The sequence below is a fragment of the Alkalicoccobacillus porphyridii genome (assembly GCF_007293315.1).
In the GTDB taxonomy this organism is placed as follows: domain Bacteria; phylum Bacillota; class Bacilli; order Bacillales; family Bacillaceae_D; genus Alkalicoccobacillus; species Alkalicoccobacillus porphyridii.
Map to the genome: position 1 here is coordinate 198,454 of NZ_VLXZ01000002.1, position 14,906 is coordinate 213,359.

Annotated in this window: 17 protein-coding genes; 1 reads left to right on the forward strand and 16 read right to left on the reverse strand. The window is 38.4% G+C overall.

The window, feature by feature from the left end; translation table 11 throughout:
- Nucleotides 1-63 precede the first annotated feature (63 nt).
- From FN960_RS22720 to FN960_RS23010, 7 genes are all read right to left on the reverse strand, one after another.
- Entirely contained in the window at nucleotides 64-225 is a 162-nt protein-coding gene (locus FN960_RS22720) for a hypothetical protein (RefSeq protein ID WP_185970935.1), read from the reverse strand.
- Nucleotides 226-245: 20 nt separating this feature from the next.
- Nucleotides 246-614 carry a MazG-like family protein gene (locus FN960_RS04280; protein ID WP_185970912.1) on the reverse strand — a complete coding sequence of 123 codons (369 nt, stop codon included), beginning with the start codon at nucleotides 612-614 and terminating at the stop codon, nucleotides 246-248.
- A gap of 237 nt (nucleotides 615-851) precedes the next feature.
- Nucleotides 852-1,292, reverse strand: a complete 441-nt coding sequence (locus tag FN960_RS04285; RefSeq protein ID WP_143847254.1) for a hypothetical protein — start codon at nucleotides 1,290-1,292, stop codon at nucleotides 852-854.
- On the reverse strand, nucleotides 1,289-2,422 hold the full coding sequence (locus FN960_RS04290; RefSeq protein ID WP_143847256.1) for an MFS transporter: 1,134 nt from the start codon (nucleotides 2,420-2,422) through the stop codon (nucleotides 1,289-1,291). Before FN960_RS04290 ends, FN960_RS04285 begins: the two co-directional genes overlap by 4 nt.
- A gap of 75 nt (nucleotides 2,423-2,497) precedes the next feature.
- Nucleotides 2,498-3,034, reverse strand: coding sequence for a TetR/AcrR family transcriptional regulator (locus FN960_RS04295; RefSeq protein ID WP_143847258.1), 537 nt, complete (start codon nucleotides 3,032-3,034; stop codon nucleotides 2,498-2,500).
- A gap of 86 nt (nucleotides 3,035-3,120) precedes the next feature.
- Nucleotides 3,121-3,516: a DUF3221 domain-containing protein gene (locus FN960_RS04300; protein WP_143847260.1), complete on the reverse strand. Its 396-nt coding sequence runs from the start codon at nucleotides 3,514-3,516 to the stop codon at nucleotides 3,121-3,123.
- Nucleotides 3,517-3,658: 142 nt separating this feature from the next.
- Entirely contained in the window at nucleotides 3,659-3,748 is a 90-nt protein-coding gene (locus tag FN960_RS23010) for a lipoprotein (protein WP_221936791.1), read from the reverse strand.
- A gap of 114 nt (nucleotides 3,749-3,862) precedes the next feature.
- Between FN960_RS23010 and FN960_RS04305 the strand changes: the two genes are divergently transcribed.
- Complete coding sequence (locus FN960_RS04305; RefSeq protein WP_143847263.1) at nucleotides 3,863-4,213, forward strand: DUF2200 domain-containing protein; 351 nt, start codon at nucleotides 3,863-3,865, stop codon at nucleotides 4,211-4,213.
- Between the two features lie 42 nt (nucleotides 4,214-4,255).
- On the opposite strand, the gene FN960_RS04310 is transcribed toward FN960_RS04305, so the two are convergent.
- The 9 genes from FN960_RS04310 to FN960_RS04350 form a co-directional block, all read right to left on the reverse strand.
- Nucleotides 4,256-4,780 (reverse strand): GNAT family N-acetyltransferase, encoded by a 525-nt coding sequence (locus FN960_RS04310; protein ID WP_143847265.1) that lies wholly within the window; start codon nucleotides 4,778-4,780, stop codon nucleotides 4,256-4,258.
- Nucleotides 4,781-4,813: 33 nt separating this feature from the next.
- Nucleotides 4,814-5,245, reverse strand: a complete 432-nt coding sequence (locus FN960_RS04315; RefSeq protein ID WP_143847267.1) for a hypothetical protein — start codon at nucleotides 5,243-5,245, stop codon at nucleotides 4,814-4,816.
- A gap of 352 nt (nucleotides 5,246-5,597) precedes the next feature.
- Complete coding sequence (locus FN960_RS04320; RefSeq protein ID WP_143847269.1) at nucleotides 5,598-5,942, reverse strand: ASCH domain-containing protein; 345 nt, start codon at nucleotides 5,940-5,942, stop codon at nucleotides 5,598-5,600.
- A gap of 364 nt (nucleotides 5,943-6,306) precedes the next feature.
- The gene (locus FN960_RS04325) at nucleotides 6,307-6,927 is read right to left on the reverse strand and encodes a YesL family protein (RefSeq protein WP_143847271.1); all 621 of its coding nucleotides are present in this window, start codon (nucleotides 6,925-6,927) and stop codon (nucleotides 6,307-6,309) included.
- A 23-nt stretch (nucleotides 6,928-6,950) separates the two neighbouring features.
- Nucleotides 6,951-9,254: a helix-turn-helix domain-containing protein gene (locus FN960_RS04330; protein ID WP_185970913.1), complete on the reverse strand. Its 2,304-nt coding sequence runs from the start codon at nucleotides 9,252-9,254 to the stop codon at nucleotides 6,951-6,953.
- Entirely contained in the window at nucleotides 9,251-11,272 is a 2,022-nt protein-coding gene (locus FN960_RS04335) for an alpha-amylase family protein (RefSeq protein ID WP_143847275.1), read from the reverse strand. Before FN960_RS04335 ends, FN960_RS04330 begins: the two co-directional genes overlap by 4 nt.
- 87 nt (nucleotides 11,273-11,359) lie before the next feature.
- On the reverse strand, nucleotides 11,360-12,868 hold the full coding sequence (locus FN960_RS04340) for an extracellular solute-binding protein (protein WP_260681917.1): 1,509 nt from the start codon (nucleotides 12,866-12,868) through the stop codon (nucleotides 11,360-11,362).
- A 162-nt stretch (nucleotides 12,869-13,030) separates the two neighbouring features.
- Nucleotides 13,031-13,909 (reverse strand): carbohydrate ABC transporter permease, encoded by an 879-nt coding sequence (locus FN960_RS04345; protein WP_143847279.1) that lies wholly within the window; start codon nucleotides 13,907-13,909, stop codon nucleotides 13,031-13,033.
- 29 nt (nucleotides 13,910-13,938) lie between these two features.
- Entirely contained in the window at nucleotides 13,939-14,895 is a 957-nt protein-coding gene (locus FN960_RS04350) for an ABC transporter permease (protein ID WP_143847281.1), read from the reverse strand.
- Between the last annotated feature and the right edge of the window lie 11 nt (nucleotides 14,896-14,906).

Sequence of the window (14,906 nt, forward strand, 5' to 3'; positions counted from 1 at the left end):
CTTTTTTTAAAATTAGTATACCTAATTTACTTAGCTAAGCGAAATAACTTGCCCACTACTACACTATTCATGTTTTTTCTCTTCTAATAAAGAAATCATTCTACCATTCTGTTCAACAAGCTCTTCATTCAGCTTAATCACTTTATCATTTTGCTTTCTAATTTTCTCAAGATCTAATAAAACAACCATTAAAATAATCATAATGACAAAAACAAGAATACCCACTTACATAACCCCCATATCTATTACGTTTGCCTACGTTCTTCTTTTATTTCATTTAATTTCTTATATAGCTCATCTTCAAGGTTGTAATCAAAATAGTTAGATAATTTACAGAGATAAGCAAGGCAGTCCGCCAATTCTTTCCCGAGACTTTCATTAATAATCTTTTTACTCTCTTCAAAGGCTTCTAGTTCATCTTTTCCTTCTCTGATAGATGTTTCGGTTTGCTTAAACAGATGTCGAAATTCCTCTGCTATTTCAGCGACTTCCGTTGTGAGAAGCATATGTATGTATAGTAGGAACATTTTATGTTCCTTATAACTCGTCCGATCAAATTGATCAAATCCCATTTCTTCTTGAAACCTTTGATAGTGCTCTTGAGTGTCTTTCATTCTAATCTCCTTTCTTTGCATGATTCCATGCTATTCCATGAGCTAATCCCCGCCTTATGAATCTACATATCACTGAAATCAGTATACCTTTTTAGTAAATAAACACAAAATAAATTAGAGCGGAGCATAATAGAAAGCTGCTTGCTAGACCAAGCGTTCTTCTTATTAACTCCACCCGTATTCATAACTCAACTGCCGTGAAAAATACTCCATCCGTCTTCCACCACATTCATCCATCTAGAGCTCCTTCACCAGCTGCCTTATCGCTCCTAAATGATAAGCTGAATGAGCTAAATTGGCTAAGATCATTCGTAATGTGACCGATGACAGTTCACTTTGATCAATTAAATCAACGAATTCTTTGTATTCATCTTCCAGCCCTTTTTTTATCTCATTCCACTCGTCTTCACTTACGTCTTTTATCTTCCAGCTAATGCCCCAATCTGACTTTACATCAATCTTTTTAATCGCATTTTTACACACAGTGATGTGGTACATCGTGTGATGTGTGTGGGCGGCAATCGTTGTTCCCCGGAGATTTGTAGAGGCATCGCCCGCTGATATTCCTTCAATTGTTCCTAGTAGGCCAGAACCTTTTTTTGTCTCCGTGTACCAACTCCGAGTTCCATCAGGTCCGTTAAACGTCTCGTTCAGTAACTCTTTGATTTCTTCTTTCATGCAGATACCTCCTTGATATTTTGATTCCTAAATGGGACAAACATTCCCAACAATCCAATGAGGAAAAACACGATAAAGCCTAAAGGATAAGAAGTGGCTTCAATAACTGTACCGCCAATCGAGGAACCTAAAGATTGACCAATCCCTAATAGAAAAAAGGATAAACTAACGCCTATAGACGGGCGGTCTGGAAAAATGCGAGTGGACCAAACAATTAAGATTCCTGTCATACATATATACGTTATTCCAAACAATACAGACGAGGAATAGATCGTAACAGCTCCAGGTATTGTAATTAATAGCAAAGCCGTGCTCATTAATAACAGGGTGACACGAAAAGATAGCTCTATACCCCCTTTACTAATAAAACCACCGGCTAAACCACCAATAATTCCCGATACCCCCATGAGCACCCAGAAAAACACACTTTCAAAGTTACTCATTTGATATTCGACGGCTAAAAAGCTTCTCGAGAATGTCCAAAAAAAAGAAGAGCTTAGTCCAACAATAAATGATGCGAGGAGCATAAGCTTCGCTCTTTTTAAAAGCGAGAACCATTGAATGTTTTCTCTTTTTGATGAAGATTTACCTTCTTTAGGAATCACCTTTGTATTCCAAACTAATACGACAAAAGCAATAGCCGCAAATAATAGATATGAAAGTCTCCAATGCTCCGTAAACAGCAACGCAATCGGCCCCGATAAGATAAGCCCGAAGCTAGTTCCCGTATTCATCCATGTGTTGCCTCTATCTCTATCTAGTTCCTTCAAGTGCGTGATCGCTACTTGAGCATAAACAGGGGAAGACCAGCCGCTCCCAAGTCCAGCAACAAAAGAACTAAAGAGGAGCATATAATATCCATTAGAAAAGGCTATTCCAAGTAAGCCTAACACGGCACTCATTCCAGCAAATTGTATAACCCTTAACGAACCCCACTTCTGTATAAGAAAAGAAGATGTAATCAAAGCAACTGTATACGATAAAAAAGCAACAGAGCTAATCGAACCGGCAAGACTTTCTGTAAGATTTAACGTGCTAGAAATCTGAGGAAGGAACAACCCAAAACTAAAACGGGCAAAAGCATATGTCACCCCGATCATTGCAATTCCTGGCATGACAAATTTCCACATGAAAACCACTCCTTTTTTTGATAGAACGATCATTATATTTTTAGTTATGAATAAAAGTAAGCCAGCTTATCTAGCTTACTTCTCTATGACTTGTGCGATCATATCTTTAAACTCTTTAGCTATGTCATCTAGCTCGAGGCTTTCTGACAACGCAGTCACGCCTTCAAACAACATACTAAACTGAACACTCACAGCATAACTAAAACCTAGTTCCTGAAAAAATGACAGAAGCGTTCGTTTGTGGTCTAACACTTGATTAACAATGTCTTGATTCTCATAAGAGTATTCCTCTTTTGCACGCAAGAACATGCACCCATTGAACCCGCTCGTTCGCAACCACTCAATATGCAAGTTGGCTAACTCCAATGCAAGCGTAGAATGGTTTTTTAAACCACATCTTTCAACAGCCAATTTCAGCTGCGAGAAATAACGTTCCTCCCGATGTTTCAAAACTTCCTGAATCAGTTCTTCCTTCGAATCAAAATGGTTATATAACGTCATTAAGGCAACACCAGACTCAGTTACAACACGTTTTAGCCCTACTGAATGAAATCCATTTTGATAAAACAACTTCTCAGAATGCTCTAATAAAGCTTGCTTTTTTTTACTCATCCTCACCCTCCTTTAGATAGAATGATCACTCTAAATATAATGTAAAAAAAGAATCAGATCAACTGATTGATTTTACTATAAAGAATTTAGTCTATGACCTCTACAGCATAAGCTGAAGTCCTAGGTGGATTAGATTCTCTTAATATATCACCATACACTCGCACTTTCTGATTTGTTTTAAGACGATTAAATAAATCCTCTTCCGGCGCCTCATCATGTTTAGAGACGATCACACTTCCCGGTCCGTAGCCACTAAAGAGACCAAAGATCCTTCCAGTAAAGCTAACTGGCTCCTCTGAAATCCAGATTGAATTTATTCTTTTGGCAACGACATATCCTTCAAACGTCAACGTATCATCTGGTAGCTCGCTTAAATCAACTGAGCTCACCTTTAGGGATGTGCTTTCGTTATACATAATAATCAACACTACTATCACTAAAAAAGCGATAAAAAATTGTTTAAAGGCTGGAGAGTTAACCATATTAGTCACCTCTTTCTTAATACAATTTTATCCAAAGAGGTGGTCTTTGGCAACAACTCTTCTTCTCCACTGATTGTAAGAATACTTGGTTATTCATTATTTTCATCAAAATAAATGCGCTTTACATGTTCCTCCTGTCTGACTACCCACTGAAATACCGATCCTCTAGCTCACCACTCCTGCCACAGGCAGTTAAAAAGAGAACAAATAATAGCCCGATCAATGTTTTCACAAGATCCCTCCTCTTTAGAAATATACCTTCCTTGAAAATATTTCAAACTTACTCACTTCTATGATTGAGACTCTTTCCCATGATAAAATAAACAAAAACAAGTGAGGATATACCATGACTAAACACCGTATTTATACAACAAGCTTCGCCAGCGTCTACCCTCATTATGTGACGAAGGCTGAGAAAAAGGGACGTTCCAAGGAGGAAGTCGATGAAATCATTCGTTGGTTAACTGGGTACAGTCAGGAAAAGCTTGCAGAGATCCTAGAGAACAAAACAGACTTTGAGACCTTTTTTTCCGAAGCCCCTGAAATGAATCCTTCCCGCGATCTAATTAAAGGTGTCATTTGCGGAATCCGTGTAGAAAATATTGAAGAACCATTGATGCAGGAAATCCGGTATTTGGATAAGTTGATTGATGAATTGGCAAAGGGAAAAGCGATGGAGAAAATTTTGCGGAAATAGAAACAAAAACACCAATTCTCAGATGAGAATTGGTGTTTTTCATTAGTCTAAATCCGAATACAACATTCCAAACACAATACTATCTGTCCACTCACCTTTACTCCAGTAATCTTGAATAAAGTGAGCTTCTTTTCTCATACCCAGACGCTCGCACAGCTTTTTTGAAGATTCATTCCTTGCATCTAAAGTAGCCTGAATGCGATGCACGCCATATTCATTAAAAAGTTTGTTGACTAAACTCTTCACCGCTTCACTAGCATAACCCTTCCCTGAAGCCTTGGTAGAAAAGCTATAACCAATTTCAACCGTATCCTTCATACCTGTATACCAAACAGATAAATCACCAATCACTTCTAAATCCTTTACGACAGCTAAGCTCAAAGAGGTTTCTTTTGTGAGAGCATCATTGGCTAGCTTTTTATTAAACTGTTCCTGCATATTCTCTTTAGTCCACTTATCGTGCAGAAGATATTTACAGATAAAATCCTGATTGTAAATGTTATATGTATCAAACAAGTCATTACCCTTAAACGGTCTGATGTGCAATCGATCCGTGTAATATTCCATATATTTCCTCCTTCAAGGCAAGAGCGTACCTTTTTATTCAATTGAAATCTTATGAGATGTTCTTCTTGTAACTAATATTTCTTCCGAATGAATAAGATCACCTAGGTTTTGATGTAAGTAAAAACGTTCATCTGGCTCTTTTACTAGGTCAGTCTGATAAACCTCTACAGTATACGTAAGTTCCTTCTCAAGCATTTTTCTAAGCTGCTTGTTCTGAGTGAGATTTAAATACTTATCTTTTGCCCGTTCCTCTTGATCTTCATAATAGATAGGATGTTCTTGAGAATATTGAAGTATCCCCATAGGTTCAACTTTTAAAATGAACTCAACCTCTTCGTCAGCATCCACCGAAAATTTCACAGTAGAATGGTGTGAATCGCCAACAAAATAATAATATAAGAGGACCAAAAAAATAGCAGATATCATGACACAAGCAGCTACGATAATGAATAATCTTTTATCCAAGAACAAAGAAACCTCCACTCTTAAGATATATTAGGAATGAGCTATACAATGAGATACGACAGTATGTGCCTCAGTCAGCCGTTTATTGACCAATAAAAGCCGGATCCATAAACATGCCCACGATGACACCAAGACCACCACCAAAAGTCATTCCGAGCGGAATCAAAGTAGCTTTCATATCATCAGATTTCATACCTAGGACTCACCAACTTTCCTCGACCAAAGTTTTTCGGAGTCTTAATTGTCACTCAAACTCTCCTAGAACAACATCCTGGTCTCTTCCATTGCTTTCAAAAATGACGCGTGGAATTTAGTCTTTTTTGGTTTTTCATTGTGGTTTTCGGTCACTTCATTATGTCAAAACCTTTATCCTAATTGCTAGAGCGCCCCACTTCTTCTCTTGTTCTTTCGTATAAATCTCGTATGTTGATTCTACTAACTCTTCTAAGGTCCAACCCTTACAATCAAAAAGGTCATATGGGATGTCTTGATACATGTCTTCAAATGTAGGATATTCACGTAATTCAAGTACTTCCACTTCTAAAAGCTCATCTTTTGTAGGAACTAATACAAACTCAATTCTATCACCGACCTTAATGTTTCTTCTCTTCTCATCATTTAGTCTTACTTCAAAAACCTTTGCCGTTTTTTGTATGGATCTAAACGGTGTTTCATATAACCCCATCCTATGCTTCAAGCGAAACTCTCCCTTGCCTTTTTAATTCACTTCCATTCGCTAATTATCATACATTATATTAAATTTACAAACTATTGATAGCTAGACTAGCAGGGACAAAAGTAATTAAACATAATGAAAAGACGAATGATTCTAAGTCATTCGTCTTTCATATTTTATTTGAACGAGCGTAAGGAGAACCCGAGACTCCTGTGGAAAAGAACGAGGCAGACCGACATCTAAGTGGTGGTTTTCTGCTTCGAGGGCTGAGGCCGTTCCTCGCGGGTGCGAGGGATCCTCCTGGAGCGGATTTGTTGCAATGTTCGTGTTTAAAATGAAAATTTTATGTTTTGTCTCAGCCTGTTGATATGTTCATTTGTATTTATCATTTAATGATAACTCCCCTTACCTCTTTAATCGTAATAAAAAAGGACCATACTAATACAAGCGTCAATAAACTGATACCAAAGAACGGAATGACACCAGGCAAGAAAGTAAACAAGTACCACAAGACAATTGTTCCACCTAACATGGCTATTGTAGGAATAGGGTTTATGATAATTCGAATAAACGACGTTCTAATGATTTGAAATGCCTTTAATTCATAATGCACATAAACTGGAAAAGCATTGAGACATACCAATATGAAAATAAAAGATAATATCAGAATAGGATAGTAGAGTATTTGTAAGAATCCCTCAGAAAAATAAAGGATTCGAAGATCAACATATAGAATGAATCCTATGACAAGAAGGATGAAACCAAGCTGGTTACTCTTTACAAACTCCGTTCTGTAAAACGTCCAAAATGTTTTAAAGATCGGAAAATCTGTGTCCCCTTTTTTCCATTTTCGAATAATAGCAAAAATGGAGACCGTCGCTGGGAATAGTCCAAATAGGATCAGCCCTGCTAGCGAGAAGATGATCCAAAGTATATTCACATACGCTAGCTTTGTTACCCATAGTGATGCATTATATATAACCCCAAAGGGTCCACGCAATTCCATTAGAACGCCTCCTAATTATATGATTACCGATGTTCTGCTCGAAATTGACCTGGTGACATACCGACAGCATGTTTAAACACACGACTAAGGTTCCTTTCTGAATAACCTACTCTCTGTGCAATTTGTGTGATGTTCATGTCTTTATCTCTTAATAATGTTTTGGCTTCTTCTACCTTACAGCGCTTAACATAATCAACAAATGAGATTCCTGTTTCACGTCTAAAAAGTCTACTTAAATAGGAGGGGCTCATTCCTACTAACTCGGCGCATTCTGTCAGTGAGATGTTCATGCCGATATTTTCTTTCACATGCTGCCATACTTTTTGTACGGCTATTCGACCGCTAAGATTTTGGTTCTCCTCGATAATGTCAAAGTATAATGGGAATAACACTTCAATAAACCAATCCACAATCTCGCCTGTCGTCTGTCTACTTTTTAACTGATCGAACCAATTATTTTCCATGATTTCTAGCAATCCAATGCCTTTTTGTTCAATTGAACGAATGATTGAGGATAACAGAACATGATAGCTTTGATAGATCAAATTATAGGATTCAGAAGCCCTCACTACATCAGCAAACTTCTTTAAAGACTGTTCAGTCAAATCTTGCTCGCCTTTATTTAAGTAATCTAAGATCTCCATCTCAAGGTCCCTAGGATAGAAAAACATCGTCTGCTTCTTTGCGTTCTCATTACTATCGAAGTAATTAATAGGTGATGAGCTTTTATACATTCGATATTGTAATGCCAATAGTGCTTCTTGGTAGGATTCAGACGCCTTTTTCAGTCCGGAATACTCGCTTCCAACGCCTACTGAAACAGTGAGCGATAAACACTTTTTCACTTCATTACAGGTATGTTCGGCAAACCGATTTAAGCGGTCTCGATTAATATATCCGTTTGAATGTATATCATCGCTATATACTAAAGCAATGATTTCCATGCCATCTCCATTAGAGATATAGCCATTCAGTTCATATTTAAGGAGAAGTTCCTTCATGATATTCGTTATCGCAAAGGTCGTTAGCGGCCATTCCTCTGGCAAAAACTTGTATGCCTTTTCCGGTGTCACAACAATGACAGTGTACATTTGATCTTCCTCTATCTGGAGAGTCTCACTTTCAGATTGTATTCTTTCTTTGTCCCAAATCTCTCCTTTTATGACTTTACCTATAAATTGATCTCTTATATTAGGTTCAATGACTTTTAAATGTTTATTGAGGGATTCAGCTTGCTCGTGCATGTAGTGAAGACACTCCGTAATGTATTCAAACTCGTTTGATGAAGACTGAGGGAAGCTTTGTTTTTCCGTTAACTTTTTCCCTTGCTGAATCAGCCTCTCTACTGGGTTATATACATATCTTGAACAGATATACGACATGATTAATCCGATGACCAAAAAAATAAGAACCGTATATATGATGACAAACTTAATCCACCCAAGCTGCTCTGCAATAGCCATTTCACTTAATGAAGTGATATAGATTCGATCAAGTAATGTTTTGCTAAACAGATAAAGAGTGGCCTGACCGTTCTCATCCTTCCCGTATACAATTCCGGACCTCGACTCAATCTCTGATATTTCTTTATATAAGGGATCTGTAGAAACGTCCATACCATGATTATCTATGCTATTGGAATGAAACAGCTCTACCCCACCTGAATCAATAATTCGATACGTAAGATAGTCACTAGACTCATAATGCTTCTGAAATTCCTGAGATAGCGTTTCTTCTTTCACATGCGTAATGACAGCACCTTGAGCTTGAGTAGACCCGAGCACGGGCAGTAGTCGAACATAAGAGATATATCCTCGACTACTGGCGTTCGGTAAGTACATCCATCCAGCTTGTTTATCTAGAGAAAACCCTTGATCTATATCTGCACTGTAAAGGTAATGATCTTTTGATACGTACCCATAGTCTGTAGATAGAACGATGTCGTACTGATCATTGTAGTAGATCATCTCTTGAAGAGGCGGGTGGACATTTTTACGGGAAAGCATAGAATCTAATAAGTTCCCATGATAAACATAATCGTCTTTGAAATTCTCTCTAAAAAAGGATTCGCGCACCATCAAGCTTCCCGAAAATTGTAAGGAATCATATTCAATACTGGCTAGCCGATCCTCTGTACTCTCCATAAAAGAGTTTAAAGAGGTCATGTATTGTGACTTTAACTCTTCCGTGAGATGAGACACGGATAATTTATAATAGATGCTACCTATTAAAATGACAGGTATACATACACATATAAACACCAACCATATTAGCCGTTTAAAATAGGTTGTTCTATTTCTAGATTTTCCAGATATTCTGTTCTTCATGATATTGACAGAACCTCCCATATTGTTAATATAGGTAGCTGGATTACTAGCGTATCATCCTCCTTTTCTACATGTAGGTTTTCACCAGATATTACTGCATCTGCGCTAGTAAGCGCTTTCAAATCTGATGACCTTACTTTTACTTCTACATTATGAATAGGGAGGTTCCTAGTTAAAGGTCTTCTTCCAGCACCGTTCACTAAATGAATCAAAAGATTACCATTATCTTGTTTAAAAACAGAAACCTGTAACCCCGGAGCATGGTTTACCTTTATACTTAGGCTAGTGCCCACTGCATATTCCACAATATTATCTAACAATATATAATGCTCATTTAGACGAAACTCATTGATAAGCATGCTAAGTGAAAACGGGAGGAATATCACTCTTCCATCTCCATTTTTCCTATGAATGACAAGTGGGATATCTGTTTTTTCAACAGCAAGAGAAGCTCTTTCTGGAGGAGCACCCACGCTTTCAAGTGGAGAAAATGGCGGAACCAGCGTAGCTAATGTTTCTGATCCTACTTGAGGTTTGCAATAAACTACATTCCCACGATGAGCAATGAGCTCCGTTTTTTCTAAACCCTTTTGCAAGGATTTCCCGTTTTTCTCGAAACGAAGATATGAAGCCGTTAACTCCTCACCCTTGTGAGTTTCAGGTTCAATACCTAGTAAATCATAAGCACCTACATCTTCTGGCAAGCCTTCTACTATAAGTCCCCCACCTTTAGATGTATATGAGTTTAGTGCTTTAAGCATCGATTCCGTCCATTGCAGATTTTCTGGTATGACAATTGCACGATATTTACCGAGATCCCGTTGTTCTAACTGTTCGGGGAGCAACACATCAAATGAGATTTGTCTTTCTAATAATCCGTCTGCCCAGCCTTCACCGGATGGAGCAGCATTCCAGACCAACGCTACTTCATTATTGCTTTCAGCCTTCTCCATGAATGGAGCCACTTTTTTGACCATATCGTTATGCTGCGTCACAACCTCAAGTATTCGTTTATCGTGAATCGTATCAGGTATGCCAGTTAAGGAATGCCAAATTTGACCACCGTTTGCAGGGATTTGACATAGCCAAAATTGATACTCTGCAGGCGGCAATCCTGTATGTCTCCAGTCCATGCCAGGACTAGAATGGACGATGCCAAAAGGATGCGGATAGTTTTCTAAGGACCGCCCAAGCTTAGTACTAAGGGCAGGCTTCCAAAATTCAGGGATATTTTTTGACCCTAATGATAAGATATCCTGAGGCTCTGTACAGAGCATATCCGCCGTTTTAGCACGATCGTACAAGCTATCTCGATACAGATTATAATAAAGAATTAAAGGCATATCAGCGTTTTTCTGTTTTATTTCACTATACAATCGATCAATATTATCTTCCATACATTTTGTAGCCCATTCAGGGTGGAACAGCTTTTTCTCTGCTGGAAGCTCTTCTCCATACAACGCAACGTACTTTCTTTTACATGTATCACAATAACACGGGATATATCCTGGATTATTAAGGAATATACCATCAATAGGGTATTTTGATATAACCTCGTTTATGACGGGAATGGCCACTTCATCAGTACGGTATGTTCCATTTATGCATGTGGACATTAATAAAGACCAATTACCCGGTCTGTGAGAACCTATGATCTGCGGCTTGTTGTTAAGATCTCTTACAAACCATTGTGGATTTCTTAAATATATGGAATCCTCTGCTTTGCTAAAATCAAATCTCGCAATAAAGCGCATCTTTCGTTTATGCACGGCTTCAATCATGTTCAATAACAAGTCTTGATTAGCTGGGAGATAGTTGTTTAATGTATGGCTTGAAACCTCTGTAGGGTACCATGCATAAATGCCACCAACATTAAAAACGACTGTATTTGCACCCATTTCAAGTAGTTGGTCTGCTAATCTGTCAGGATCTATCTTTCCAGTATCTTTCACTTGTAAATTAGGTTGGATGACTCGGAGGTTTTTTTTCCACCATACGTCTAATTTGGGATCCGCCATTATCATACTCCTTACTACGATTTTTTAAGCACTCCATCCTTTTAACAAACCCGAAGCCCAGAGTGGCTTCGGATTCAGAAATCACCTTTACTGATTAAATATTCTGTATTCATCCCCTAGTTCTGCAAACGCTTCCATCATTCTCGGAGATTCATTGATTGAATCGATATAATCCTTATATTCATCAATACTAACCTGCCCTACGATGACTCTTGTCACCATCGTTTCCCACTCATTCACATGCTTAGCCCATTCCGTAAGCCATATATCTGAATGAAGGCCCGTCATCGGATCAATAGTTCCTATCTCATCAAAATGCTCCACTTGTTGTTTTTTATTATCGTTATACTCTTTGCTACCTGAAGCACTCTCTACCTTACCCCATTTGGCATAAGCTAGTACGCCCGCTCCCTTACTAGTCGTATTAATTTCATGCACGCCTTGTTCATTTAGAACCTTCTGTCCATCTACAACCTCGTGATGAACACCTTCTATTCCGTAATATGCTAAATCGGTTATTTCTTCTGAAGCAGTATGCTCAAGATAATCTAGAATCTTTACGACTTTCTCTTCTGGGACTTTTTTAGAAATAAAATAACCTCCCGATACTCCAGTTGCCAAATTAACACTTACTCCGCCTGGACCTTCTAAAGCAAGATTCACAATTTCTGGATCTGGCTGAGTTCTGGATATCGCATCCTCGTATTCTTTATCCCACCATACACTTCTTGCATAGGATGCTGCTCGACCACTTTTGTATAACTCTTCAGCTTGAGTTAACTTCATGACAGAGAATTCTTGGGCTAATAACCCTTCATCGTATAACTCACTAAACCATTCCACCATATCCGTATACATCGGTGTCAATTGCTTCGGCACCAATCCATCTTCATCCGTAAAATAAGGATCCATGGCTCCAAACGCTGCCGCAAAAGCATCTGTTCCGTCTGCAACAATTGTGCCGTGGCCAATGAGTCCAAGCGTATTACTATCTGCGGGATCCTCCTCAACAATTTGCTTTAACGCATCTTGATATTCATCTATTGTAGTGGGTACAGGAATATCTAATTCATCAAGCCAGTCCTTACGTATTTTTATGCCGATATCCATTCTAGACCTAGAACGTGGTAACCCGTAAAGTTCGCCATCTACAGATAAATATTTCTGCCAATCTTCTGCGAGGTTGTTTTTAAGATTCGGATAATCGCTATAATCTCCAAGAAAATCAGACAATTCCCAGAATGCACCATTTTTTATCGCGTTTACTAGTGGTGGACGAACATTTGGTGAAGAGAGTACTTCTGGAAGGTCTCCTGAAGCCAGTACTAAATCCATTTTTGTGTCAAGGTCTCCTGATGGGACCCATTCAATATCTAACTCTGTGTTTGTCTGTTCCTGCCATTCGGACCAAAAAGCATTGTCCATTTCTGGTAACTCATTATAAAGACCCGCAAACATTTGAATATTTAGAGGTTCGTCCGAGTTAGAATCGCCACTATCTACTGGGTCAGACGAACTGTTATTACATGCAGCTAAAACCGAGACAGTTAGCAACGAGCTTACCATTACAAACTTCTTTCCAAAAAATGCTCCCATAAAATATCCTCCCGTTTCATCATTTTGAACCAGATGTTGAATGGTCATTTGATAGAGCCAGCTTTCTTAACATAAGTTTAATCGAATACGTAAAGAATCAGGACAGACATTAATTGACTGATTCATTACTGTACAAAAAATGTCCGTTCATCCTCCAATTAATCAACCTTTCACCGACCCTAGCATCACTCCTTTAGCAAAATATTTCTGTAAGAATGGGTAAACCACTAAGATCGGGAGCATCGATAAGACAATTGATGCCATACGTATTGTTTCCTGTGGGACAACGCTTTCATCTCCACCCCCACCTGTATTCATTGAATTAGAATCCGAATCAATAACAAGGGTTTTCACCAAAACCTGTAATGTCCATTTCGATGAATCAGTCAAATACACCAAAGCATTAAAGTAGGTGTTCCAATGTGCTACCGCAAAGAAAAGGGTAAAGGCAGCTATCGCTGGCATTGAAAGGGGGATAATAATTCTTAGGAATACACCCATATCATTCGCTCCATCAATTTTTGCTGCTTCTTCCAATTCAGGAGGAAGTGAGTCCATAAAACTTTTAATGACGATAATACTCCATCCATTCGTTAACGCCATTAAAATTAACGCCCAATAACTATTAATCAAATTTAACTCTCTTATCAATAAATAGTTAGGAACGATCCCCGCATTAAATACAAGCGTGAAAATAACAATGCCAAGAATATATTTGCGTCCAGGCATATTCTTTTTTGTCAGTGCATACGCCATTGAAAAGGATACAACAACGTTAAGGATGGTCCCTACAAACGTCACGTACACAGTGCTTTTCAGTGCATTAATAAAACTATTCGTTTGCAAAATATAAAAATATGCGTCAAGCGACCACTTCTCAGGAAATAAATAGAACCCTAGTGGAACATAAACCTCAGGATCGGTAAAAGAAACGCTAAATACATATAAGAATGGGAAGATACTAATCGCTGAGATGAGAATAAGACAACCATAGTTAATCCAATCACCTGTCGTCATCTTTTTTGTTGTTACAAAGCTCAAAACCTATCCCTCCTTACTCAAGATTTTTTTTAATAAATTCCCTCGTGCCCCATTCGTTTCACAATGTAATTAGCACTTACAACAAGGACTAGCCCTACGACACCTTTAAACATCCCGACGGTTACCCCAATACTAACCTGACCTTGTAAAATCCCGTGAGTATAGGCATAGGTATCAAACACTTCTGCAGTTGACATGACAAGTGGATTCATCATAAGTAAGATTTGTTCAAACCCTACATCTGCCATGTTGCCTAAGCGAAGAATGAGGAGAATGATAATCGTTGGTCGGATAGCAGGAAGAGTAATATGCCAAATCTGACGCAAACGACTTGCCCCATCAATCACAGCTGCCTCATATCTGGATGGGTCCACACCGGCAATCGCAGCCAAGAAAATGATCGTTCCCCAACCGAGCTCTTTCCAAATATTCTGGACCGTGATGATACCCCAAAAGTAGTTAGCATTTGATAAAAATGAAATTCGATCAAATCCTAAGCTATGGATTAACTTATTTAATACACCAATATCCGTTGATAACATAAACGCCGTTAAACTAGCGACTACAACCCATGATAGAAAGTGAGGAAGATAGACAATAGATTGATTGACACGCTTAAACAAATCATGGCGCACTTCATTCAACATAATGGAAAGGACGATTGGCAGCGGAAAGAAGAATACCAAGCTAAGGATATTGATAACAAACGTGTTCCGAAGCATGATATAAAAATTCGTACTCCCAAATAACTCTCTAAAGTGCTGCAGCCCTACCCACTCACTGGCCCAAAACCCTAAGTAGGCATTGTAATCCTTAAATGCAATCAGAAGCCCCCACATTGGAGCGATCCTGAAGATTAGAAAATAAAGCAATCCAGGTAACAACAGAAGGTAGATCCATTTATGTGAAACAATTCGATTCCATAGATTCCTATTATAGGATGGTGCAAGGTCTCTCTTTGTCTTAAGCGATTGCTCCAACTTCATCACTCCTAACT